This is a genomic window from Phocaeicola coprocola (assembly GCF_041333015.1).
Taxonomy (GTDB): Bacteria; Bacteroidota; Bacteroidia; order Bacteroidales; family Bacteroidaceae; genus Phocaeicola; species Phocaeicola coprocola.
In genome coordinates, this window is the sequence record NZ_JBGKGM010000004.1 from 1 (window position 1) to 24487 (window position 24487).

The window sequence follows — 24487 nt, forward strand, 5'->3', positions numbered from 1 at the left end:
TCTGAGAAAAAGCAGGTTATGGAGCTTTCATCCATACTTTCGGCAGAACGTTTCAGTGAAGTGCAGTCCCGTTTGCGGAATGTAGGGATGAGGGCCGGGTTCTGTTGTCTTTTTTATGGTTCGCCTGGTACGGGAAAGACGGAAACAGTGTATCAGGTGGCGCGTGCAACGGGGCGTGATATTCTGCGGGTGGATGTTGATAAAATCAAGAGCTGCTGGGTAGGTGAGAGTGAACAGAATATGAAAAAAGTTTTTGACAAATATCGTAATATCTGTAAGAGTACGTCTTTAGCTCCGATTTTGCTTTTCAACGAGGCGGATGCTATTCTTGGTGTCCGGATGGAAGGGGCTACCAGGGCGGTAGATAAGATGGAGAACTCTATACAGAATATTATTCTTCAGGAAATGGAAGCATTGGAGGGTATAATGATTGCTACGACTAACCTTACAACAAATCTTGACAAGGCTTTCGAACGGCGTTTCTTATATAAGGTAGAGTTTAATCGTCCGACGGTGGAAGCTCGTGCTCAGATCTGGCAGGCCATGTTTCCTGCTCTGACAGAAAGGGATGCTTGTACGCTTGCTTCTCAGTTTGATTTGTCGGGTGGTGAAATAGAAAATATTAGTCGTAAATATATGGTAAATGCTATTTTGTCGGGACAGGATACGATCGATCTCCTGTTGCTTGCTGAGCTTTGTCGCAATGAGCGTATTGGTACTTCAACCCGGCAGAGGATTGGATTTCAGCATTGACCTGTCGGCTTTGTTTGGATAAAAATGATATATTTGCACCTATGCTTTATGGCAGCCGTTAAAAATAAAAGATATAAGTTATGATACCTCCCAAAATTGAAGAATCTACCAAAGAAGAACGACGGGTGTTTGTGATTGATGCATGGAAGTGTTTGCACGATTGTGAATCGTGTGGCAAGTGTCGTGTCTTGAAGGGAAAGGATGCTGAAACTTTGTATGCCGATTATATTGAGGGGAAGCGGACATATATGGATGTTACGCTCGATATAAGAAATAATAATTACAGATAATGAAGGTTACGCTTATACGGATGGATATTCGCTAAGCGTGACCAGGAAATGAATAGAAATAAATATCCTGCTGAAATTTCATTATTTTTCATTGGGAAAGATTATCTTTGCAGCCGATTTTAAAAATGCTTTAAAAAATGGTTTCACAAGGAATATATTCGATTGTATTGCTGGTGTTTTCGAATGTCTTCATGACATTTGCATGGTATGGACACTTGAAAATGCGTGAAGAGTTTAGCTGGTTTGCTGCATTGCCGCTGATTGGAGTAATCGCTTTCAGCTGGGCGATTGCTTTTTTTGAATATTGTTTGCAGGTTCCTGCCAATCGTTTGGGATTTAAAGACAGTGGCGGTCCGTTTGATATCATGCAGCTGAAGGTGATTCAGGAGGTAATAACGCTTGCAGTATTTACTATTTTTTCTATGATTGCCTTTAAAATGGAGCTGAAATGGAATCATCTGGCAGCTTTTGTATGTCTGATATTGGCCGTGTATTTTGTATTTAAGAAATAATATTTTCCTTTGATTGTCAAGGTGCGTCATGACTGAGTTTATGGCGCGCCTTTTTGTTTTTTACTACTTGGGGTTTTAATTCTGTTGCTCACGCAGACGCCGCGTTTGAATCTCTACATCGTATGCATTACGGTTACTCTTGTCTCTTCTTAGAAATTCATGCCGGCGGATGGAGTCTTCGGCTGCGCGTTGCCTGATGTAACGCTGGTAGTCGGGGATAGCTTCGGGTTGTGAAGCCTTGGCTTTTGTTTTTTTCTCCTGCTTTTCTTTCTTTTTCTCTGCTGTTTGCTGTTTTACGGAATCGGGCTGAGCCGAGTAGATAGGTAACAGCGGTACTGGCTGAAAGGCTGGAGTCAGTTCGGGAGCTTCCAGTTTCAGAGAATCATTGTCTGGATAGATATAATCGTCGTACAAAAGAATGGGTTCGTCATTGCCAGACTGTATGCTGTCAGTTGACGTTTTCTCTGTTTGTCTTGTGATATATTTTTCAAGGCCGGCATGGTCTTGCTTGGTGGGAATGTAACTGGCATATTTTTTCCATGCCGTAGCATGGGTGCGGTTATGCTTAATGGCACGTCCACGTTTGGTCAGGCTCTCGAACAGTAACTTGTCGAAATCGAGAGATATGCTGGCACCGGGACCTGCGGGAGAAGTTACGTACAGGTAGGTTTCTCCCGGAACTGGTTTTATTTCTCTGCCATATTCTCCACGGTATTGGCGGAAAGGATTCAGTTTCCACTGTATGGTCCATTTTTTTTCGATGGTGGGCATAACATCGTATACGGGATTTTCCCCGAACTTAGTCCAGATGGTGTAAGGTTCGGCACGGATGTATCCTTTTATTTTTTTTACTCGGGTAGAGTCTATCATGCTGCGTGGCATGGAAAGATCTTCTTTAAACTGCATCCATTTCTTGTCTAACGAAGAGTTTAAAGGTTTGTATGGGTTTTCTTTGGGGGCGAAGTCGAACTGTATCATTTTGATAACGTCTTCGTTCAGTTTGATTTCTTCTTCCTCTTTTTCTGTCTGTGCAGCGAGAGGAACAGCTTCGACCGTGAGAAACAGTAATCCCAAATATGTTGCTATGTGTCTGGCAGATGGCATAACTATTGCTTTATAAACCTTTCACTCGTCCGCCTTGCATCCATACTCTGCGGTAATAGGGCTCGTCCAGACGGCTGACGATGACACCCCGGCTGGTACTGGCATGGATGAAACGGTTATCTTTCAGATAGATGCCTACATGGGTGGCTGTACGTTTGTTCTTTCCGTTATGAAAGAATACAAGGTCGCCTTCCTGAAGCTTGCCTTTGCTTACCTTCCGGCAGTTCTCTTTTCGCTGGTCGTCGGAGTTGCGTTTCAGATGCTTGTGGTAGACTTTCTTGTAAATGTTGTATGTCAGCCCCGAACAGTCCACTCCTCTCATGGTATTTCCTCCAGTACGGTAGGGAACTCCTATCCAGCGGGAAGATTCTATATACAGACGGTGATTGTCTTCCATGGCTATGTCCATGTCAAGTCGGATAGCGGCTTGTGCCAGCTCGCGGTAATCGTAACGTGGGGCACGTGTTCCGCATGAGGAGAAAAGGAGGGTGCCCAATAGGCCGATTAAGCAGATAAGACGTATGGTGTATCTGGTTTGGTGCATGTATTTGTTTATTGACATTTGGACAAATATACAATAATCGGAGTAAATGGGGTGGTTTTGGAATAACTGTACTGTTATTTTTTATTTATTTAAAAGGTTGCCGGTAGTTATTTTAACGGGATTTAATGATAAAAGCGCAACAGGCGTTGGGGAGAGGTTGCCTTGTTGCGCTTTTGAATTTATGCCGCGAAATAGGTTTTTATACGGCGAAATAGGTTTCCAGTTCATTTCCTGCGCTGCCGTCGCTGTTATCTAAGTCACGTATCAGCTTACCGTGTTCCAGCAGAGCTATGCGGGTGCTGATGTCTGTTGTATGATTCAGGTTATGGCTGGATACAAGAATGGTTGCTCCGGTTGACTGGTTATAGGCTACCAGGAGTTGTTTCAATGCCGACTGTGAACTGGGATCGAGAAAATTGAATGGTTCGTCCAGAATAATCAGTTCCGGCTGGTTGAGCAGTGCGGCTAGAATTCCGATTTTTTGCTTGTTACCGGCTGACAGATTGCGGATCAGTTTTTTCTGTCCCAGTATTTCATCGTTCATGAAACGTTCGTAGACTGCCAGACGTTCGTCCACTGTCTGGCGGTTGAGGTTGCACATGCGTCCTACGAAATAGAAATATTCTTCGGGAGTAAGGTAGTCTATCAGAAAGCTTTCATCCAGATAAGCTCCTGTTGTTTCTTTCCAGGCTTCACTGCTGCTGACTTCTGTTTCTCCTATCCGGACAAAGCCGTTGTCTGCTTTCAGCAGATCGAGCATGAGACGGAACAGGGTGGTTTTGCCTGCACCGTTGTTTCCGACAAGTCCTATTATTTCTCCATGACGGATGGTATAGTGGTCTATATCGAGTGCCACTTTTGTACCATATACTTTTTTAAGTTGGTCTATTGTTATATCCATGGTTTTGTTTTCGTATTAACGGGTGTTTCTGAATCCTTCCATGTTCTGGTATTTCCGTTTCATCAGCCGGACATAGATATTGTGTATCCAGTAACGGTGTGTGACAAAGCCCGACAATCCTAATATGATAAGTATTATGTAGGCGGTTGTTTCGTCGAGGAATAGGGTGAGAGTTTTGTTTATCAGCAACGGAAGACTGAAAGCACATATCACGATAAGCGACTGGTACATGTTGTTGCCTTGCTGCTTACCTATGGTATTAGTGTTGAGAGGTGCAGTCTTGTTGTTGTAGACTGCCATTTGCATCATCATGGCAAATATGGTTCCCATTGTAAAACATAGATAAGCTATTGACATAAGCAGAGGAATTGTACCCATGCAGACCGGGATAAGGCTGAACAGGAAAGGGATGACCAGAAAGATACATTGCAGGTAATATTTGGCGCGGAGCATATTGTAAAGGCTCTCTTTCCGCACCATCAATCCGTCGATATAGTTTCCTTCGAACGTCATGATGCGGTTCAGTGTCATCAGTCCTAATATGCAATAGCAATACAGACAAATGAAATTGTTCATGTAGCTGTCGCCATAAACGTCGCTGGCAAGTGCTATCGCAAACATGCACATGATGAAGATAAATCCCCAGAACTGGCTGCGGGGGGCTTTATTGCGGAAAAACATTTTCAGCTCCAGACGCATATATTCTCCAACATTTCCGTAGCGGTCGAGAAACTTATAGCTGCTGATATGCTTGATCTTGGTATCTTCTGTATGTGACAGCTCTTTATAAAGAAAATGTAGCTGCACAATGTAATTGATGAATAGGAGCAGGCAGATAAGTATAATTGCTCCACCGAAAGACAACGGATTCCAAAGTATGAAACCTTCTCCCCAATTCATGGTGAGTGTACTTATCCAGCCTGTTTCCGGCAAGAATTCCAGTAAGGCCAGTATTCCGTAAAAGAGTATACTTCCGAGAAAATAGATAAATTTTTCTCGTTTTAATGTACATATCAGTGTGCTCCAGTAACCGTTCATTACCATCAGCAGCCAGATACCTACCGCATATCCAATAACTCCCGTTATCCCATAAAAGCGTGTAATGGTAATCAGGGCGAAAGGGATAAAAAGGAATAGCCAGAAGAAATTAAACGGATGCCAAAGTTTATCCAGAAGAAAAGTGAATATGACTTTCCTTTTGGGAACAGGCAGCAAGAGATATGGCTTGATTTCTTGTATGGAAGAAGGAAGCATAAAGCGTATCAGAAAGTCAATAGCCAGAATGATGACTAATCCCTGATTGAGGATGTGGTAAGGTTCCATGCCGGGAAAACTTTCTTGAAAAGCAAAGGGCAGCATTACCCCTATAAAAAGAAGGTATGCTGCCCAAAATGCTATTCCGCAATACATGAAAACCTTGGCAAAACGGTTCTTTTCGAACATCGGGCTTCGCCTGGCGGCGAGTTTCCGGTTTCTGCGTATTTCCAGGAAGAGCATAATCTTCAGGTTTAAGTTATTACTTTGTGTCGCCTGAAGTCATGCTTACTTCGATGCGGTTGTTTTGTGAGAAGAAATCTTTTGCAAAGTGCTGGAGATCGGCTGCTGTGATACCGTTTACTGTATCAGCATATCCGGTTGCCATATCTGAATTTTCCCAGAAATAGCTATACAGGATGTTCATCCAGTAACCGTTTTCTTTCTGGTTAGCTTCGTAGTTCTTCAGCATGTATTCTTTAACCTTTTGCAGATTTTCTGCTTTCGGACCATTGGCAATAAAATCATTAATACCTTTGTCTATCAAGCTGCTCATCTTAGCACGCTTTTCCGGATTAGTATCGAATGAAATCTGCAAAGTGGCTTCTACTTTCGGATATAGGCTGATATCGCCTGATACACCTACACCATAAGATGCTCCTTCGTCCTCACGTACGGTTTCTGTATATTCCATTGTAAGCAATTGAGAAAGCATGCTCATCATCAGCTGGTTCTTTAATGTGTATTCGCATTCACCGCTTCTGATGATACATACAGTAGCTTTCTGAGTCTGTAATTCTCTGTGGAATACGTTCTTGTGCTCACCCTTACGGATGTCCAGATTTACATCACGGAAGTCTTCCTTGCGGTTGATTGAAGGAAGAGAACCCAGATATTGCTCAATAAGAGGAGTTGCTGTTGCCTGATCGATATTACCTACGAAAATGAATGTAAAGTCGCTGGCATCCTTGAAGCGGTCTTTGTACATATCCATAATTTTCTGGTAATCGGTCTGGTCTACCATATCAGCTTTGATACGAAGAACACGAGGATTATCACCATACAATTCTTTTCTTAAAGAATCGCTCAGGGCAATGTTCGGATTAACTTCCATATTGGCAAGCTGTGCTTTCAAACGACTCTTGTATGATTCGAATGCTGCTGCATCCATACGTGGAGCTGTAAAGCTGAGGTAAGTCAGCTGCAACATAGTTTCCAGATCTTTAGGAGAGCATTTTCCTGAAACGGCTTCGCTCAGTGTGTTTACAGATGCTGAGGCTGATGCAACCTTACCCGACAGAACTTTCTGCAGGTCGACAATGCTGAAGTTGCCCAAACCACCTAAACCTGCAACTTCATTGATTTGCTTGAACTGGAGAGCATCTCTTTCATCGAACAAAGATGTTCCTCCGCGGCTGAATGAAGACATTCTGATTTCGTCTGCCTTGAAGTTTGTAGACTTCAGGATAACACGTACACCGTTGTTCAGAGTAAGAATGGTCGATTCGAAAGGTCCTTTTTCTGTTTTTATGACTTTGCCTCCTTTAGGAGTTTCTTTCATCAGAGGTTCATTTGAAACCTTGTCGACATATGCTTCCAGCTTTTCTGCTTTTACATCAGTAAGCACTTTCTTGATATCGGCTTCTGTAGGAAGTTTTACTCCTGGTTTGTCCGGGCAGAACAGGCTGACTACTGTATTACTGTCTGTAACCAATGATTTCAGCAGCTGGTTTACGTTGTCCAATGGTATATTGGGAACAATTTGTGTCATAAGTGCGTATTCGTCTTCTATGCTTGGAATTGGATCTCCATTGATGAAGTTGGATACGTATTGGCTGACAAACTGTTCGCTTTTCATTTTACTGCGTTCGTTATATACGTTTTCCAGTGCGCGCAAATAGTCTGCTTTCATTCGGGTATATTCTCCTTCTGTAAATCCAAACTGACGTGCACGTTCTATTTCACGCATTAAAGCAGCAAGACCAGTTTCTATACCTCCCTCTTTGCAGATAGCAACTCCCATAAATGCTTTTTTGGTCTTAGCAAGGACGAAGTCGTTATCTTCTACTCCGGCATTGATAAAAGGAGGAGTTGCGGTTTGGGTAAGTTCTTGAAGACGAGTGTTCAGCATGTTTGATACTGCACTGGTCATATAGTTGTAAATCAAATAACCGACTGTGTTCTTCAAGTCTTCAGGGAATGGATCGTGCTTGTGGTAAACATATACTTGGTTTACCTGCTGTTCCTTATCCTTTGCAATGGCTATGATAGGTTCCTTATTGTCGGGCACAGGGAAATATTTACGTTCGGCTGCGTCTTTTGGCATCTTGATAGGACCAAATATTTTCTTGATTTTGGCTTCAATCTGGTCTACGTCGATATCACCCACTACAATTACACCCTGCAAATCTGGACGATACCATTTTTCGTAGTAGTCGCGCAAATCCTTATACGGGAAATTGTCTATAATATCCATTGAACCGATAGGAAGGCGGTACGCATATTTGCTTCCTGCAAACATTTTTGGGAAGATGGTATCGTACATACGCATCATAGCTCCTGTACGTGTACGCCATTCTTCGTGTATGACTCCACGTTCCTTGTCAATTTCTTTAGGATCGAGTGTCAGGTCGTCTGCCCAGTCGTGCAGGATTAGCAGACATGAATCGATGATACCGTCACGAATAACAGGAACATTGGCTATATTGTATACTGTTTCGTCGATAGCAGTATAGGCATTCAGGTTCGCACCGAATTTTACTCCGATGGATTCGAGATATTCGCGTAGGCTGTTTCCCGGAAAGTTTGTTGTTCCGTTGAAACACATATGTTCCAGAAAATGTGCCAAACCGCGCTGGTTGTCTTCTTCAAGAATAGAGCCTACTTTTTGTGCAATGTAGAAGTCGGCTTGTTTCTCTGGAAGTGCATTGTGACGAATGTAATAAGTCAGTCCGTTATCCAGCTTGCCGATACGCACATTCGGATCGGTTGGGAGAGGGGGCATCTGCTGTGCGCAGACGCTGGCTGCTCCTCCTATCAAGATGATAGCGGCGAATGTTTTTCTGATAAAACTTCTCATTATAATATAGTTTAGTGATTTGTTTTTAGAGTAATCCGTTGGCCGAAAGGTAACGTTCTGCTTCAATAGCAGCTTTACATCCACTTCCGGCAGCTGTAATTGCCTGACGGTAGTGAGGGTCGGCTACGTCGCCTGCAGCGAATACACCTGGGATTCCTGTCCGTGGAGTATTGCCTTCTGTTATGATATATCCTGTTTCGTCAGTCTGTACCCATGGCTTGAAGATTGCTGAATTAGGCTGATGTCCGATAGCAAGGAAGAATCCGTCGATAGCTACATCGTAACGTTCTTCATCAGCTTCTCCCAAGCGTTTTACTACGTGCATACCTTCTACACCATCTGTTCCGTAAAGGCCGACAGCGTTATGCTCAAATAAAACTTTAATGTTTGGGTGGTTCAGTACGCGTTCCTGCATAATCTTTGAGGCACGTAAGAATGGTTTGCGGACTACCAGGTATACTTGTCTGGCGAGGCCTGCCAGATAAATGGCTTCTTCGCAAGCTGTATCGCCACCACCTACTACGGCAACGACTTTTTTACGGTAGAAGAATCCGTCGCAAGTAGCACATGCGCTAACACCCATGCCAGCATATTTCTTTTCATCTTCCAGACCAAGGTACTTGGCTGTTGCTCCGGTCGAAATGATAACAGTATCAGCTGTTATTTCTTTTTCATCATCGATGATGAAATGGTAAGGAGCCTGGCTTAAGTCGGCCTTTGTTACTATACCGTTACGGATATCAGCGCCGAAACGTTCTGCCTGCTTACGCAAGTCATCCATTAAAACCGGACCAGTTACTCCTTCCGGATAGCCGGGGAAGTTTTCCACTTCAGTAGTGATTGTCAACTGTCCACCTGGCTGTATTCCCTCATAAAGAACTGGTGATAAATTGGCACGACTTGTGTAAATAGCCGCAGTATATCCGGCTGGCCCTGATCCGATGATCAGGCATTTTACATGTTCTGTTGTCATATTAAGTTTGGTAAATTAAAAATTATATATTCATTTTAATTGAGCAAATATACTTCTTTTTTTTGTACATAATGCTATTATATAATCAATCTGGCTTATAAAAGAGGAAATTTTATGCAAAAAGCCCCGTCAGAAATGATCGGACGGGGCTTTTGGTAGTATGCTCGGCATGAGTATTAGCTAACGGGTGCAAGTCCCCAATGAGCCCTAATAGCGGGAATCATACAGCCAATAGCAAGGGTGTCCATCGTGAGGTGGAATCTGAAAGAAGCTGGCGGCAAACATCTGGTCTGACGAACAGAAACTTCATATAAGGCATAAAAACCGTGGGTAAGGTTGCTACCCAAACCAAAGCCCTATAGCTATTCGGAACGGTTAATGTAGATGAAGCAGACATAAGATTGAAAGTTAATACCCTTATCCGAGGAGGTCTCACGGACGCATGAAAATAGAAAAAAATCGAAATCAGCGGAGTAAAGCTTGCCGTGAGAAGTCAGCAGAAGTCATAGTAGCAAACGAGCCGATAGGTTTGCGAAGGACTGAACCTAATAATTAAACGATAGTAATTGAAACATACCTAATGAAAGAACGAATGCAGAAAACATTATCCGAAGTTAATGACTGCCCTCAAAGAGATAGGTCGGAAACCGAATGGTATGAGGGAGTGCAGACTTTCATGTGGATATGTGAAGACAACATCGTGGAAGTACCATTCGACAAGGAACACCTTTTCGAGCAAATCCTGAGTCCTGCGAACCTAAACCGATCCTATAAGGCAGTGATTGGAAACAAGGGCTGTGGCGGTATCGACAATATGTCATGTGAACAATTGTTTTTATGGCTATTAGCCAACAAAGATGCGCTCATCCGTTCCTTGATGGACGGTTCTTACCGTCCGAACCCCGTCAAAAGGGTAGAAATCCCCAAGGACAATGGCAAGATGCGTCTATTAGGAATCCCCACTGTGGTAGACCGTTTGGTGCAACAAGCCATTAACCAAGTTCTGAGTCCTATATATGAGAAACAATTCTCCAGGAGAAGTTATGGCTTCCGTCCGAGAAGAGGTTGTCATGACGCGGTGAGAGGAGCCCAAGAGATAATCAATACAGGCTACACGTACGTTGTAGACCTTGACCTTGAACGCTTCTTCGATACCGTGAACCATAGCAAACTCATAGAAATTCTCAGCCGTACTATTAAAGACGGCAGAGTTGTCAGTCTGATACACAAATATCTCCGAAGCGGTGTAATGAACAAAGGTCTGTTCGAAGTGAGCGAGGAAGGAACTCCCCAAGGAGGACCACTAAGTCCATTGTTAAGTAATATTATGCTCAATGAGCTGGACAAGGAACTCGAACGCAGAGGACTTCCTTTTGTGCGGTATGCCGATGACTCGATGATATTCTGTAAGTCCAAAAGGGCAGCAAGAAGAGTCAAAGAGTCCATAACCCGATTTATAGAGGGAACTCTATATCTTAAAGTCAACAAGGAAAAGACTGTAGTATCGTATGTTCGAGGAGTGAAGTATCTCGGTTATTCCTTTTATGTAATGAAAGGCAAATATCGCCTTACAGTACACCCTAAATCCAAAGCAAAGATGAAATTGAGCCTCAAAGAGCTGACTAATCGTAGCAATGGATGGGGATACGTCAAGAGGAAACAGAAGCTGAAAGATTACATACGTGGGTGGATTGGATACTATCACCTTGCCGATATGAAACGCTTTCTTCTTGACACAGATGAGTGGTTAAGACGTAGAATACGTATGTGTATATGGAAAGCTTGGAAGAAACCCAAGACCAAGGTGGGGAACCTCATTAAATGCGGTATAGAAAAATATAAGGCATGTGAATGGGGTAACACTCGCAAAGGTTATTGGCGTATCGCTGACAGTCCTATATTGAAAGTGGCGATAAATAATGATAGCCTGCGAAAAGCAGGATATCCTACCTTAATGGGCTCGTATCTCGAATGGTACCCAAAATAGGAACCGCCGTATGCCGAACGGCACGTACGGTGGTGTGAGAGGTCGGTGAACATGAAAATAGGAGATACAATAGTTCGTTAAAAATTCGCCAAGCCTAAGCGGCTCTGGCAGTAAATAAAATGAGTTCTTTGAAAAGTTTGTCAATAACTTGCGGGTCTGGGCTAATCCCAAACACGCAAATAAATCGTTCAAGCATATAAGCATTGTGTATGAAAGACTTGCAGGAGGATATGGAATAGGTTATTCCGAGCCTCTTACATGCCGCTTTGGCCAAGTTGACAGCAGCAAGCGATGCATTGAAGTGAAAATCCAATTTCCTGAAGTCGGTAGACTGGCAGCTGGTGATTCCTGCATGCTGCTTGCCATCTCTAAAGCAAAATTCCAGTTGGAACCTGGTTCTGTAATAATCCAGCACCTCACGTCCATCCATGGAATCGTCTGTAGAGAAGTAAAGCTGCCACTTGTCTGTCCTCCCGTCCATCGGATACCAGATGGCTAAGGAAACATACCTTTTGAGAGCTTTTGCATATACCCTCAATCCGTATAGCTTTCCCTTGTTCACCTCGTATTCCTTGCACCGGGTCAAATCCAGATTGGCAAAGTCAATCCTGCCGTCAAACCACTTGGGATGGCCACGTTTTCCTGTTTTCTGTTCCAATGTCGGATAGTACAGGATTACGTCATTCCGAAAGCGGCTGATGACATGGAAATCGTTCTCACACATAGGTGTTACGAAAGTTTCCTTGGAAAAGAATGCGTCTGCAACCACCGTTTTGGATATGCTTTGCAGCTTGTCTTTTCTGCTGATAAGATAGCAGCTGTACCAGTCAACAAGGTTCTTGTCCATATTATCCAAGGTCTTACAATCCGGCGTCTGAATGGAACCTAAAGTCATGCATTCATGGTTGTCGATGTCAATGACACCGATGCCCATGATTTCCAGTCCACGCTTGTATTCTCCTGCACAACCGGACCAGAAGTAACCTATCCAAGGTGTCTTCTTGCCTGATTTGGGAATATAGGAAGGATCGATGGCGATGGCTTTTCTTTTGCCTGTGAGATACTTGCTGATGATAGATCCGTTGAACGCAAACCAGTCGAAAGTTTCATGCTCAAAAAGGTTGCGATAAGTCTGTTCTGAGAAACAGCCATATCTGCCCAATTGAAGGAAATTTATACGATCCGGGATGGCCATGAATAATTTCATGGTGTCCATGAATGCTTTTTCAAAAGGTTTGTGTATATTCGCTACTGATTTGAGAGCCGACAGGCACTCGGATTGGTATTGCATAAGGAGTGTTTCTTTAGTCATAATCAGAAGAGTTCAGAGACTTCTAATTTACTAAGAAATAACGAATTATGCAATACTTTCCTCCTTTATTATCAGCAGGTTAGCTCTCTTTTTTCAGCACATTTCTTCATGCTTAACCATTCGTTTTTGACAACATTTCAATGACCTCTTTAGTGTTTCCGAACCAGCTTTTGCCGGTTCTGTTGTTTAACTTTTAATCTTTCGGTAAAAATTTACCGAAGTATTGGGAGATAAACACCTATGATTAATGTTTACCTCCTACTCGATTGCTAGTGTGAATGTTTATCGCAGGTCGATGACTTCTGCATTTGGATATTTTTTCTTGTCGAAACGGAAGTCGGAGATACTCAAATTACGGTTTGTTTGATATGAGGTAATATTAAACTCCTGAGTTTCTCCATTGGAGAGACTGAGGCCGATATACAAAGGTTCGTACGCTGCCGAAACTGTGAGAGTAATCGATTTGATATCTCCAGTCTGACGTGGAGTGAGAAGAACTTCCTGTCCTTGCTTTCCGTTACGGTTTTTTGAGCCAATATAACGGTAATTGAACTTTGTTTTGTATGAAGTGATCAATGCATATGGATTGACACTTTGTATTTCTTCAGGACTGGGAGTTGACAGTGTTACTTCATCGTTTTGCTGTGCATAGCTCCACTGTGTTTTTCCATCGAACCAGCTTTTTATGCCGGCACAATCAAGGTAGAAACAAGATTCTTTCAATAATAGCGTTCCTTGCTGTGTCCCTCCAAAAGTGATGGCTATGCCTCCTGCTTTTTGGTAGGCTGCTGCTGTCTTGTCCAATATGGCCTGAGCTTTAGCTTCACGTTGTCCGAACACAGTGTGTACGGTTGCTGCAAGCATCAGTATAAAAAAGGTAAATCGTTTCATTTTCATGTTATTGGTTTTTTAAGTTATTCAGACGCATATCCAAATCGTTTTCGTCCATGCAAAGCACGTCACGCGCCTTACTGCCGTTTGCCGGACCTACTATACCAGCACGTTCCAGCTGGTCCATAATTCTTCCAGCACGGTTATATCCGATAGAAAATTTACGCTGGATCAGAGATGTTGAACCTTGCTGATGGTAGATTACCAGACGGGCAGCTTCTTCAAACAACGGGTCGAGTCTGTTCATGTCAACATCTGCTGCACTACTGCTTTCTGCATTTTCATCAACATATTCAGGCAAGATGAAAGCTGTAGGATATCCTTGCTGGTGACTGATGTATTCGGCTATTTTCTCTACTTCTGGGGTATCGACAAATGCACATTGTACACGTACAGGATCATTTCCCTGTAAATAAAGCATGTCACCTTTTCCAATCAGTTGCTGTGCTCCCGGGCGGTCGAGAATGGTACGTGAGTCCATCATAGAAGCAACGCGGAAAGCTACACGGGCAGGGAAGTTGGCCTTTATCGTACCGGTAATAATGTTGGTCGTAGGACGCTGTGTCGCAATAATGGCATGTATTCCTACAGCACGTGCCAGCTGGGCAATTCGGCAAATAGGCAATTCAACTTCTTTACCGGCAGTCATGATCAAATCACCAAACTCATCGATGATAATGACGATGTAAGGCATAAAACGATGTCCGTTTTCCGGATTCAGCTGTCGGCTGGTAAACTTGGCATTGTACTCTTTAATGTTACGGCAACCAGCTTTTCGCAATAAGTCGTAACGAGTATCCATCTCAACACAGAGTGAATTTAATGTCTGTACTACTTTTGATACATCGGTGATGATAGCATCGGACGCATCAGGCAGTTTGGCCAGAAAATGTTTTTCGATTGGAGCATAGATGGCAAATTCTACTTTTTTCGGGTCGATGATGACAAACTTCAGTTCACTGGGGTGCTTCTTGTAAAGCAGCGATGTAACGATAGCGTTTAGTCCTACAGATTTTCCTTGTCCGGTTGCACCGGCTACCAGCATGTGTGGGGCTTTAGTAAGGTCGACCATAAACACCTCGTTTGTGATAGTTTTACCTAAAGCAACAGGCAAATCGAATGTTGTTTCCTGAAATTTCTTGCTTGCCAGAATGGAACTCATAGGCACAATACGTGGATTAGCATTTGGCACTTCGATACCAATTGTTCCTTTTCCTGGAATTGGAGCAATGATACGAATTCCCAAGGCAGAAAGGCTAAGGGCTATGTCGTCTTCCAGGTTACGTATTTTCGAAATACGTACTCCCTCGGCTGGCGTTATCTCATATAGAGTGATAGTCGGACCTACGCTTGCTTTAATAGAACTGATCTCAATGCCAAAACTGCGTAGTACCTGAATGATACGGTTCTTGTTGGCATTTTGCTCTTCCATGTCGATGGTAGGTTCGTGATCACCATAGGAATTGAGAAGGTCTAAAGTCGGAAATTTATAATGTTCCAGATCCAGACGAGGATTATAGGGCTGGTTTATGTTTCCACGATATTCTTCATCCTCTTCTTTTCGTTCGTTGTTTATCTCGAATGCTGGTTCACTATATTCGTTTTCGTCTTCCTCCTCCTTGTTTGTTTCTACGGGAGCAGGAGTGGTTTCTTTATTTGAAATAGGTTTACTTGTTTCTACCTGAAGGGGAGCTGTTGTCTCTACTGGTTCTAATTCGATCTCTACAGGTTTGGAATCCTCGTATGTGTCAGTTTCGTCTGTCTGCTCCGAAACAGCATTCTCTACCGGCTCGTTTTTTGTTTCTTTATTGTTCTTTACCTGATATTCTGCTGGAGACTCTTGTTTATCAGACAACGTTTCAGAATCTTTGTTTTCGTCCTTTTCTTTATTTCGTCTGGGCAAAGATGGACGGAAGGCTTTGCGCACTACATCTATTGTTCCTTTAGTAAAAAATACGCCAATCAGTATTCCTGTTACCAGCAATATAAGAATAAGTCCAGAAGCTCCTACCTGAGAACAAATCCATTGGCTTACATTGTATCCATGTAATCCTCCCGGGTAAAGGAACGAGTCTTCTAAAACTCCTCCAAATGCAAATCCTAAAGTAATGGAGAACCATATCATTAAAGCTGTGCATGATACGAACCATTTCCATAGATTGATTTCGTATGCTTTCATCAATTTCATTCCTGCTACGATTAAAAAGGCTATGATGAAGTATGCCGAAATACCGAAGCAGTCATTTATCAGGAATTGTGACAGCTGGGCTCCTCTTGCTCCGGCATAATTCTGTATGCGGTTTCCTGTTTCCAGCAATTCCCCCGGATTGGGATGGGATAATATACTTTGGTCATTTCCTCCTGTAAAGAAGAATGAACTGAATGCTAATAACATGTAAACGCCGAAAATGACGCATAGCAAACCGATAATGAAATGGACTGTTTCACCTTTAATCGCGGTCATTACCTTGTTGGGTATGTCCGATTTTCCCACATTGGGTTTGTTATCTGTTTTTTTCTTCATAATGCTGTTCTGATGTTCAAATTTTGAACGCAAATGTACGAATATTTTTTGAACTCGCCGACTGCCTCTACTTATAATAAATTGTGGAGATTTATTTTTTTTCGTACCTTTGCCACGTAATTTGTTTGATTATGGAAAAAAGTAATACCCCGATTATATTTGATAAAAATACGGTAGAATTTGTTACTGTAGCGGCTGAGTTTTGTGGCTTTCTGGAACGTGTGAATGAAACAAAGAGACGTACCTTTGTTGATACGGCGCTCAAGCTTTTGCCTTTGCTTTATCTGAAAGCTTCTTTATTGCCTCAGGGTGAGCGTATAGACGAATTCGATCCGGAAACTTTTGTAACCGAAGGAGATTATGAGCGTGTCCGGTGTGCAATAGCTGCATTGATGGGAGAGAAAGATGATTATCTGGATGTGTTTTTGGATGATATGGTTTATAGTGATACTCCTATCAAGCAGAATATTTCTGAGAACTTAGCTGATATATATCAGCCGTTGAAGGATTTTATTTGTGTATATCAGTTGGGGTTCGATCAGACAATGAACGATGCACTTGTAATCTGCCGGGAGCATTTTGCTGAGTTCTGGGGGCAGCGTCTTGTAAACGTAATGCGTGCATTGCATGAGGTGAGGTATAGTAAACAGACTGACACTGATGAAGAGGCTGAAGATGATGCTTATGCGTCTTCTCCTTTTGCAGAGGATGAAGGTTACAGTGAGGATGATTTATATGAGGGACTGGAAGCCGGAGAAGACGATGGATCAGGTGACCGGTGGGAATGAGAGTTGTAAGAGGAAAAAATAAACGCATGGTCGTATTACAAAATAAAATATCAAAGCAGAGTGTGGCAGCATTGCCAAAGGTTAATTTTGAGGGAAGAATCTTCGTTGTCAATACGGAGGCTGAGGCGCGTAAGGCAATCAGCTATCTGAATACGCATTCTATTGTAGGTGTAGATACGGAGACTCGTCCTTCATTTAAAAAGGGAACTACGCATAAGGTGGCTTTATTGCAGATATCTACACATGACACTTGTTTCCTGTTTCGGTTGAACCGTTTGGGTTTGCCTGATTTTCTGGAAGAGTTCTTGCAAAATGATGTCTTGAAAGTAGGTCTTTCGCTGAAGGATGATTTTGCAATGCTTCGCAAGAGAAATACAAAAGATCCGCGCAGCGGAAACTGGGTGGAATTGCAAGATTATGTTCCTTGTTTCGGTATAGAGGAAAAAAGCTTGCAGAAAATTTATGCGTTGCTGTTCGGCAAGAAGATTTCTAAATCGCAGCGTCTGTCAAACTGGGAGGCTGAAGTCCTGACGGAAGCTCAGCAACTTTATGCTGCAACTGATGCCTGGGCGTGTGTTGAAATATACAATTACCTGGATGATTTGCGCAGCACTGGAGGTTATGAGATTGTAAAAGTAGTGGAAACTGAAAATAATTAAAATAAGATATTAGCGTGTCGTATAAGAAAGTATATCTGAAACCTGGTAAGGAAGAATCGTTGAAACGTTTTCATCCATGGGTGTTTTCGGGAGCTATCGCTCGTGTAGAGGGTGAACCCGAAGAAGGCGAAATTGTAGATGTGTATACATCGAAAAAAGAATTTATAGCATGTGGTCACTTCCAGATTGGAAGTATCGCTGTGCGTGTATTGTCATTTGTGCAGGAAACGATCGACCATGAATTTTGGGTACGTAAGCTTGCTGTAGCGAAAGATTTGCGTGTTGCTTTAGGACTGATTGGAAATCCTCAGAACAATACGTATCGTCTGGTGCATGGCGAGGGGGACAATTTGCCGGGACTGATCATTGATGTTTATAATCATACAGCTGTTATGCAGGCACATTCGGCAGGAATGCATGTATATCGCATGGAAATAGCCGATGCTTTGTCAGAAGTAATGGGAGATGTGATTGAAAATATTTACTATAAGTCGGAAACAACATTGCCTTTTAAGGCTGATTTGTTGTCGACGGAGAATGGGTTTATCAAGGGAGGAAGTCCTGAAAATGTAGCAATGGAAAATGGACTGAAGTTCCACGTAGACTGGCTGAAAGGACAGAAAACGGGTTTCTTTGTTGATCAGCGTGAGAACCGCCATTTGCTGGAGCGATATGCAAAAGGACGTAATGTCTTGAATATGTTCTGTTATACTGGAGGTTTTTCTTTCTATGCCATGCGAGGTGGAGCAAACCTTGTTCATTCGGTAGACAGTTCAGCAAAGGCTATTGACTTGACAAACGAGAATGTAGAACTGAATTTCCCTGGGGATGCTCGCCATAAAGCTTATGCGGAAGATGCGTTTAAGTATCTGGACCGTATGGGTGATCAGTATGACCTGATTATTCTGGATCCTCCTGCTTTCGCTAAGCATCGTGATGCCTTGCGTAATGCTTTGCGTGGATATACGAAACTGAATGCGAAAGCTTTCGAAAAGATTCGTCCGGGAGGTATTCTGTTTACCTTCTCTTGTTCGCAAGTTGTCAATAAGGAGAATTTCCGGAATGCAGTATTTACTGCTGCGGCTCAGAGTGGTCGTAGTGTGCGCATTCTTCATCAGTTGACTCAGCCGGGAGACCATCCGGTAAATATTTATCATCCGGAAGGAGAATATCTGAAAGGACTGGTGCTTTATGTAGAGTAGGTTTATTACATTGTGCTGATAAAAAATACCGGATCTTACAAAAGGTTATGCCTGTTCGTAAGATCCGGTATTTTTATGTGTGTGTTTACTCTACTGTAACAGACTTGGCAAGGTTGCGTGGCTGGTCTACGTCTTTTCCTTTACATACCGCTATATGGTAAGCTAATAATTGTAATGGAATGGTAGTAACTAAAGGCTCGAGACATTCTAATGTTTCTGGTATTTCAATGCACTCGTCAGCGATCTTGCGGATAATAGTATCTTGTTTGTTGATTAATGCTATAATGTGTCCTTTCCGGGCTTTTATTTCCTGGACATTACTTACGATCTTTTCATACATGGCATTCTGAGTGGCAATTACCACTACCGGCATCTCTGTATCGACTAAGGCTATGGGGCCATGCTTCATTTCGGCAGCGGGATATCCTTCTGCATGGATGTATGAAATTTCTTTTAGTTTTAAGGCTCCTTCCAGAGCTACCGGATAACTGTAACCACGACCTAAATAAAGAAAATTATGGGCATAGGTAAATATACGCGATAAACTTGCTATGCTTTCATTCTGCTTTAATACTTCTGTTATCTTCTCGGGTATTTGTAACAGCTCGTCGATAATACGATTGTAATCGGCTGTGCTTATTTCTCCTTTTTCTTTTCCTAATGTTAATGCAAACATTGTTAATACGGTAACTTGTCCTGTAAAGGCTTTAGTTGATGCAACTCCTATTTCTGGACCTGCATGTATGTAAGAGCCTGAGTCGGTGATGCGGGGAATGGATGAACCGACGGCGTTACAGATACCATATACGAATGCTCCCTGAGATTTTGCCAATTCTACGGCAGCAAGAGTGTCGGCTGTTTCTCCTGATTGAGAGATTGCTATTACGACATCACGATTCGTAAGCACCGGATTTCGGTAGCGAAACTCTGAAGCATATTCTACTTCAACAGGGATACGGCAAAATGTTTCTATCAGCTGTTTACCTATTAAACCGGCATGCCATGATGTACCACATGCTACAATGACAAAACGTTGGGCATTGAGTAACTGCTCTTTATAATCGTTTACAGCAGATAGTGTGACTTCATGTAGTGTACCGTTTATTCGTCCGCGCATACAGTCGTTAATACACTCCGGTTGCTCGAATATTTCTTTCAGCATAAAGTGAGGAAATCCTCCTTTTTCCAGCTGACCGATATTCATATCTACTTTCTTGATTTCGGCAGGTTGTGTTTCATTGTCGAGGTTTACTAACTTGAGTGGCTTTCCGTTTTCTAGGATAGCGATTTCTCCGTCTTGCAGATAAACTACTTTGTCTGTATATTCAACAATCGGGGTTGCATCGGATGCTAAAAAGAATTCGTCTGTACCTACTCCGATAACTAATGGACTACTTTTGCGAGCTGCTATGATTTGTCCGGGATGTCTGCGGTCTAATACGGCGATAGCATAGGCTCCGACAACCTTGTGTAATGCCATTTGTGTAGCTTCTAGCAACTCAGTGTCGTAAGTTGTTTGAAAGTAATCTATCAGTTGTACTAATACTTCTGTATCGGTTGAACTCTTGAATGTGTATCCTTTTTCTTGTAATTGTTCACGCAGAGTTGCATAGTTTTCTATGATGCCGTTGTGAACTAATGCGAGATTACCTGACTGTGATAAATGGGGATGTGCATTAGCCTGGCAAGGTTCTCCATGAGTTGCCCATCGGGTATGGGCTATACCTGTATGCCCCGAAGTATCTTTTTGTGATGCAGTGTCTTCCAGATTTGATACTTTACCTTTCGCTTTATACACGTTCAATTTAGATTCATGGCTGATTAGACCTACTCCTGCACTGTCGTAACCGCGATACTCCAGACGCTTTAGCCCTTTTATAAGTATAGGATAAGCTTGTTTGCTTCCTATATATCCTACTATTCCACACATATATATTTGTATTTCGTTTGTTGTATTGTTATTTGTTTATGCGAAAATACAAAACAGTTGATAAAATGCAATGTATGTGCGGATAAAAAAATTATTTTATTACTTATCAGTTGTGTGAATAGCGATATTCGCTTGGAGAAAATCCAGTTATTTTTTTAAAGATTAAACTGAAATATTGCACGCTGGGATATCCTAGTTGCTTGGCTATAATAGTTGGCATACAATCTTTTTGAAGCAACATCCTTTTAGCAGTTTCCAAACGCTTTAATTGAAAATATTCTTCAAGTGTTTTGCCCGTTTCAAATTTTAATAAATCTTCAAAGTATGCAGGTGATAGTCCCAGTTCTTCACTGAGTATTTTCGGATCAGGCATTATTCCATCTTGGAGTTGTCCCGATGCAATATGGTGCTCGAGAAGTTTTTCCATTTTGTCCAGGAGTGTTTTATTCTTGTTTTCTCGGGTAATAAACTGGCGCTCATAATAACGTGTACAATAATCGAGTAATAATTCGATGTGGCGTGAAAGTATTGTACTACTATGTGTATCAATGGGGTGATGCAGCTCGTCTTCAATGTTTTCCAGGCAACATGTTATTTTGGCTGTTTCCCGTTGGGACAAGTGTAATGCTTCTTCTTTCTTGTACGAAAAAAAGTATAATTTTTTATATGATTATTCAATGAGGTTCGGAAAAGTAGATCAGGATGAAATGCTAGCAGATATCCTTTATTGGGCAAGGTATTATTCTCACTCATCCGGAATATTTCACCGGGAGTGAGAAACACCATTGTTGCATTCGAATAATCGTAATATTTACGCCCGCAACAGTAGCAGGAGTCAGGACATTCTTCTATCAGCAAGATTGCGTAAAACTCGAATTTTACAGCGTCTTGTTCCAGGTTGGGGCTTTCCAGATTGATAATGCTTACCTGAGGGTGTAATGTCTTGCAGCCAAGGCAACAGTTGCATTCGTACACAGTTTTGAAATCTAACATATTCTTTTTGTCCTTATCTGTGGAAGTTGTTTATTGTTGGTTGTTTTGTGTACGATATTCATTGGGGGTACAGCCTACTCGTTTCTTGAATAACCGGCATAGGTGTTGTGGGTACTGGAAGCCCAAAGAATATGCAATCTGGCTGACTGTATTTTCTGTAGCTGAGATCCGTTCCTTTGCCAGTTCTATGATTTTTTCCTGAATATATTCCTGTGGACTTTTTCCTGTTTCTTTTTTTAGCATATCACCAAAATAGTTAGAGGAAAGATATAGTTTGTCGGCAAAGTATTTTACAGTCGGCAACCCGTCCTGTTCGGCCTGAGGCCCTTCAAAATATTCGTTAAGGAGATTTTCAAACCGTGTCAGGACATCACTGTTTGCTTTGCTGCGTGTCGTAAACTGTCGTTCATAGAAGCGCATGCAGTAATTTAACAGTAATTCGATGTGGTTTACTAATAAAGTTTTACTATGCTTGTCTATGCCGTGCTCCAGCTCCATGCGTATAATCTTTAATAACTCTTCGATAATACTTCTTTCTTCGGCCGACAGATGCAAGGCCTCGTTGACTTCATATGAGAAGAAAGTGTATTTTTTAATTGTTTTTCCTAAACTCGTACCATGTAATAAATCGGGGTGGAAAAGTATTCCCAGTACATTCAGTTGTACGCGGTCTGTTGTCAGTGTGGTTTCGGTTGTTTGTCCGGGGGCGAAACATACTACAGTCCCTTCCTGATAATCGTAAGTTTGACGTCCGTACTTAATGTCACAGGCTTTTTCTAATTTCAGATATAGCGCATAAACACCGTAATTCCAATGCGTATAGGTCATTTGCCGGGTGGCTTTATTCAGGTCGATGACTGTTACCAGCGGATGTAATGTTTCAAGTCCGTATATCTGGTTATATAAGTCCACATTATTTAAATTAAGTATCTTGTCCATATGCAGAGTTGATTTTTATCTGAATACAAAATTAAGCGAAATCTCATATATCCCTACAACCATAATTACTGATTGTATAACCGAAGTTACGGTTTTTTGAAGCGATAGATAATATTGAACCCTGTTTTTGAATCTGTAATTGAGGTTATAACATCCGTAATTTGTCTACACAGATGCTTATGTATTCTTGCGAAATTTGCATTGTCGATAATTTATACTAACTGATATACAATATTAAATATGGCTAAAAAGGTTTTGATTTTATCATCTAGTCCACGTCGTGGAGGTAATTCCGATACGCTTTGTGATGAGTTTATGCGTGGAGCAGTAGAAAGTGGAAATCATGTAGAAAAGATTTTCTTGCGTGATAAGACGATTCACCCTTGTCTTGGATGCAGCGTCTGTAGCCTGCATAAAAAACCGTGTCCACAAAAAGATGATGCGGCTGAGGTTATCGGAAAGATGCTGGAGGCTGATGTCATTGTTATGGCAACTCCTGTCTATTTCTATGCAATGAGTGCACAGATGAAAACACTGATAGATCGTTGCTGCGGTCCTTATACAGAAATGAAAAACAAAGAATTTTATTTTATAGCGACAGCAGCGGAAGAAGATGAAACAATTATGAAACGCGTTGTAGACAATTTCTGTGGTTTCCTCGATTGTCTTGAGAATCCTATAATAAAAGGAACAGTATTCGGTGGAGGAGTCTGGCATGTAGGAGAAATAAAAGATAAGCCTGTATTGACAGAAGCTTATGAGATGGGTAAGAAAGTTTGATAATAATGGAATTGTTTTTGAGATATTATGAAGATAAAGAGTTTTTTAATCGTATTTTTTATGTCAACGCTTATGAATATACTTTATGCACAGGATAGTGATAGGACTTTTCCTGTAAGTGACAAGGTAACAGTAGAAAGTGTCCGTTTTAAAAACCGTTTTGGAATTACGTTGGCTGCCGATTTGTATAAGCCTAAGCAGGCTGAAGGGAAACTTCCGGCTATTGCAGTGAGTGGTCCTTTTGGGCAGTCAAAGAACAGTCATCAGGGCTTTATGCGCAAACAATGGCTGAACGTGGATTCCTGGCTATTGCTTTCGATCCTTCCTATACGGGTGAAAGCAGTGGTGAACCTCGCTATGTTGCCTCTCCCGACATTAATACGGAGGATTTTTCTGCTGCTGTAGATTTTCTTTCAATTCGTGAAGATGTAGATCCAGAGCGCATTGGTGTTATCGGTATCTGTGGATGGGGTGGCATGGCTCTTAATGCGGCTGCTATCGATACTCGTATAAAAGCAACTGTCACTGTTACTATGTATGATATGAGTCGTGTAAATGCTAATGGATATTTTGACGCGATGGATGCAGATGCACGTTATGAACTTCGCAAGAAGTTGAATGCCCAGCGGACTATAGATGCACGGAATGGTTCATATGCACTGGTTGGAGGGGTAGTGGATCCGCTACCAGAGGATGCTCCTCAGTTTGTGAAAGATTACTATGATTATTATAAAACAAAGCGTGGTTATCATAAACGTTCTCTGAACTCGAATAACGGATGGAATGTTACTTCGTCCCTTTCATTTATCAATACACCGTTGCTGACATATAGTGATGAAATTCGAAGTGCTGTGTTAATGATTCACGGTGAAAAGGCACATTCCCGTTATTTTAGTGAAGATGCCTTTAAGAAGTTAAAAGGGGATAATAAGGAACTACTGATTATTCCAGGTGCAAGTCATGTAGATTTATATGATAATCAGGCAGGAGTTATTCCATTCGATAAGATAGAACGGTTTTTCTATACCTATCTGAAATAAGACTGCTATACGGCCAATTTTAGATATAAGTA

At 42.0% G+C, this 24487-nt stretch carries 19 protein-coding genes and 2 pseudogenes; 9 read left to right on the plus strand and 12 right to left on the minus strand.

Annotated features, from left to right (window positions below; all coding sequences use genetic code 11):
* The 3 genes from ACDG22_RS10590 to ACDG22_RS10600 all read left to right on the plus strand — a co-directional run.
* The coding region (locus ACDG22_RS10590) for an ATP-binding protein (RefSeq protein ID WP_370858883.1) at nt 1-753 on the plus strand (753 nt) is incomplete at its 5' end.
* Between the two features lie 80 nt (nt 754-833).
* Nucleotides 834-1043, plus strand: coding sequence for a hypothetical protein (locus ACDG22_RS10595; RefSeq protein ID WP_178269916.1), 210 nt, complete (start codon nt 834-836; stop codon nt 1041-1043).
* Nucleotides 1044-1180: 137 nt separating this feature from the next.
* The gene (locus ACDG22_RS10600; protein WP_007566398.1) at nt 1181-1555 is read left to right on the plus strand and encodes a DMT family protein; all 375 of its coding nucleotides are present in this window, start codon (nt 1181-1183) and stop codon (nt 1553-1555) included.
* 75 nt (nt 1556-1630) lie between these two features.
* Here ACDG22_RS10600 and ACDG22_RS10605 read toward each other — a convergent pair whose 3' ends face one another.
* The 6 genes from ACDG22_RS10605 to trxB all read right to left on the minus strand — a co-directional run bounded on the left by ACDG22_RS10605 (nt 1631) and on the right by trxB (nt 9410).
* On the minus strand, nt 1631-2659 hold the full coding sequence (locus ACDG22_RS10605) for a DUF4858 domain-containing protein (protein WP_007566400.1): 1029 nt from the start codon (nt 2657-2659) through the stop codon (nt 1631-1633).
* Between the two features lie 10 nt (nt 2660-2669).
* Nucleotides 2670-3203: a C40 family peptidase gene (locus ACDG22_RS10610; protein ID WP_040311789.1), complete on the minus strand. Its 534-nt coding sequence runs from the start codon at nt 3201-3203 to the stop codon at nt 2670-2672.
* Between the two features lie 199 nt (nt 3204-3402).
* Nucleotides 3403-4104 carry an ABC transporter ATP-binding protein gene (locus ACDG22_RS10615; RefSeq protein ID WP_007566404.1) on the minus strand — a complete coding sequence of 234 codons (702 nt, stop codon included), beginning with the start codon at nt 4102-4104 and terminating at the stop codon, nt 3403-3405.
* Between the two features lie 15 nt (nt 4105-4119).
* Nucleotides 4120-5601 (minus strand): DUF5687 family protein, encoded by a 1482-nt coding sequence (locus ACDG22_RS10620; RefSeq protein WP_007566406.1) that lies wholly within the window; start codon nt 5599-5601, stop codon nt 4120-4122.
* Nucleotides 5602-5620: 19 nt separating this feature from the next.
* Complete coding sequence (locus tag ACDG22_RS10625; protein ID WP_007566408.1) at nt 5621-8437, minus strand: M16 family metallopeptidase; 2817 nt, start codon at nt 8435-8437, stop codon at nt 5621-5623.
* 25 nt (nt 8438-8462) lie between these two features.
* On the minus strand, nt 8463-9410 hold the full coding sequence (trxB, locus tag ACDG22_RS10630) for a thioredoxin-disulfide reductase (RefSeq protein ID WP_007566410.1): 948 nt from the start codon (nt 9408-9410) through the stop codon (nt 8463-8465).
* Between the two features lie 580 nt (nt 9411-9990).
* Between trxB and ltrA the strand changes: the two genes are divergently transcribed.
* Nucleotides 9991-11397: a group II intron reverse transcriptase/maturase gene (gene ltrA, locus ACDG22_RS10635; RefSeq protein ID WP_007567634.1), complete on the plus strand. Its 1407-nt coding sequence runs from the start codon at nt 9991-9993 to the stop codon at nt 11395-11397.
* 94 nt (nt 11398-11491) lie between these two features.
* Here ltrA and ACDG22_RS10640 read toward each other — a convergent pair whose 3' ends face one another.
* The 3 genes from ACDG22_RS10640 to ACDG22_RS10650 all read right to left on the minus strand — a co-directional run bounded on the left by ACDG22_RS10640 (nt 11492) and on the right by ACDG22_RS10650 (nt 16124).
* Entirely contained in the window at nt 11492-12709 is a 1218-nt protein-coding gene (locus ACDG22_RS10640) for a transposase (RefSeq protein ID WP_007566665.1), read from the minus strand.
* 282 nt (nt 12710-12991) lie between these two features.
* The gene (locus ACDG22_RS10645; protein WP_040312023.1) at nt 12992-13600 is read right to left on the minus strand and encodes a LolA-like putative outer membrane lipoprotein chaperone; all 609 of its coding nucleotides are present in this window, start codon (nt 13598-13600) and stop codon (nt 12992-12994) included.
* A gap of 7 nt (nt 13601-13607) precedes the next feature.
* Complete coding sequence (locus ACDG22_RS10650) at nt 13608-16124, minus strand: FtsK/SpoIIIE family DNA translocase (RefSeq protein WP_007568898.1); 2517 nt, start codon at nt 16122-16124, stop codon at nt 13608-13610.
* 131 nt (nt 16125-16255) lie between these two features.
* Here ACDG22_RS10650 and ACDG22_RS10655 point away from each other — a divergent pair, with 131 nt between their 5' ends.
* From ACDG22_RS10655 to ACDG22_RS10665, 3 genes are read left to right on the plus strand one after another with little or no spacing between them, the layout of a single operon-like run.
* Nucleotides 16256-16912, plus strand: coding sequence for a DUF5063 domain-containing protein (locus ACDG22_RS10655; protein ID WP_007568899.1), 657 nt, complete (start codon nt 16256-16258; stop codon nt 16910-16912).
* 26 nt (nt 16913-16938) lie between these two features.
* Complete coding sequence (locus tag ACDG22_RS10660; protein ID WP_270230770.1) at nt 16939-17571, plus strand: 3'-5' exonuclease; 633 nt, start codon at nt 16939-16941, stop codon at nt 17569-17571.
* Between the two features lie 14 nt (nt 17572-17585).
* A complete protein-coding gene (locus ACDG22_RS10665) occupies nt 17586-18773 on the plus strand; it encodes a class I SAM-dependent rRNA methyltransferase (RefSeq protein WP_007568902.1) in 1188 nt (395 codons plus the stop codon).
* Between the two features lie 85 nt (nt 18774-18858).
* Here the strand turns inward: ACDG22_RS10665 and glmS are convergent, their stop codons facing one another.
* The 3 genes and pseudogenes from glmS to ACDG22_RS10680 form a co-directional block, all read right to left on the minus strand.
* A complete protein-coding gene (glmS, locus tag ACDG22_RS10670; RefSeq protein ID WP_007568903.1) occupies nt 18859-20703 on the minus strand; it encodes a glutamine--fructose-6-phosphate transaminase (isomerizing) in 1845 nt (614 codons plus the stop codon).
* 106 nt (nt 20704-20809) lie between these two features.
* Nucleotides 20810-21696, minus strand: a pseudogene (locus ACDG22_RS10675) (helix-turn-helix domain-containing protein).
* A gap of 30 nt (nt 21697-21726) precedes the next feature.
* Complete coding sequence (locus tag ACDG22_RS10680) at nt 21727-22635, minus strand: helix-turn-helix domain-containing protein (protein ID WP_007568905.1); 909 nt, start codon at nt 22633-22635, stop codon at nt 21727-21729.
* 240 nt (nt 22636-22875) lie between these two features.
* Here ACDG22_RS10680 and ACDG22_RS10685 point away from each other — a divergent pair, with 240 nt between their 5' ends.
* Nucleotides 22876-23415: a flavodoxin family protein gene (locus ACDG22_RS10685; protein ID WP_007568907.1), complete on the plus strand. Its 540-nt coding sequence runs from the start codon at nt 22876-22878 to the stop codon at nt 23413-23415.
* A gap of 60 nt (nt 23416-23475) precedes the next feature.
* Nucleotides 23476-24455 (plus strand): annotated as a pseudogene (locus tag ACDG22_RS10690) (alpha/beta hydrolase).
* Nucleotides 24456-24487: the final 32 nt, after the last annotated feature.

Excerpts from the sequence above, each read along its gene's own strand:
- ACDG22_RS10600 (WP_007566398.1), top strand. The coding sequence starts at position 1,181 with ATGGTTTCACAAGGAATATATTCGATTGTATTGCTGGTGTTTTCGAAT.
- ACDG22_RS10655 (WP_007568899.1), top strand. The coding sequence starts at position 16,256 with ATGGAAAAAAGTAATACCCCGATTATATTTGATAAAAATACGGTAGAA.
- ACDG22_RS10605 (WP_007566400.1), bottom strand. The coding sequence starts at position 2,659 with ATGCCATCTGCCAGACACATAGCAACATATTTGGGATTACTGTTTCTC.
- ACDG22_RS10610 (WP_040311789.1), bottom strand. The coding sequence starts at position 3,203 with ATGCACCAAACCAGATACACCATACGTCTTATCTGCTTAATCGGCCTA.
- ACDG22_RS10660 (WP_270230770.1), top strand. The coding sequence starts at position 16,939 with ATGGTCGTATTACAAAATAAAATATCAAAGCAGAGTGTGGCAGCATTG.
- ACDG22_RS10615 (WP_007566404.1), bottom strand. The coding sequence starts at position 4,104 with ATGGATATAACAATAGACCAACTTAAAAAAGTATATGGTACAAAAGTG.
- ACDG22_RS10685 (WP_007568907.1), top strand. The coding sequence starts at position 22,876 with ATGGCTAAAAAGGTTTTGATTTTATCATCTAGTCCACGTCGTGGAGGT.
- ACDG22_RS10625 (WP_007566408.1), bottom strand. The coding sequence starts at position 8,437 with ATGAGAAGTTTTATCAGAAAAACATTCGCCGCTATCATCTTGATAGGA.
- glmS (WP_007568903.1), bottom strand. The coding sequence starts at position 20,703 with ATGTGTGGAATAGTAGGATATATAGGAAGCAAACAAGCTTATCCTATA.
- ACDG22_RS10620 (WP_007566406.1), bottom strand. The coding sequence starts at position 5,601 with ATGCTCTTCCTGGAAATACGCAGAAACCGGAAACTCGCCGCCAGGCGA.
- trxB (WP_007566410.1), bottom strand. The coding sequence starts at position 9,410 with ATGACAACAGAACATGTAAAATGCCTGATCATCGGATCAGGGCCAGCC.
- ACDG22_RS10640 (WP_007566665.1), bottom strand. The coding sequence starts at position 12,709 with ATGACTAAAGAAACACTCCTTATGCAATACCAATCCGAGTGCCTGTCG.
- ACDG22_RS10595 (WP_178269916.1), top strand. The coding sequence starts at position 834 with ATGATACCTCCCAAAATTGAAGAATCTACCAAAGAAGAACGACGGGTG.
- ltrA (WP_007567634.1), top strand. The coding sequence starts at position 9,991 with ATGAAAGAACGAATGCAGAAAACATTATCCGAAGTTAATGACTGCCCT.
- ACDG22_RS10680 (WP_007568905.1), bottom strand. The coding sequence starts at position 22,635 with ATGGACAAGATACTTAATTTAAATAATGTGGACTTATATAACCAGATA.
- ACDG22_RS10645 (WP_040312023.1), bottom strand. The coding sequence starts at position 13,600 with ATGAAACGATTTACCTTTTTTATACTGATGCTTGCAGCAACCGTACAC.
- ACDG22_RS10650 (WP_007568898.1), bottom strand. The coding sequence starts at position 16,124 with ATGAAGAAAAAAACAGATAACAAACCCAATGTGGGAAAATCGGACATA.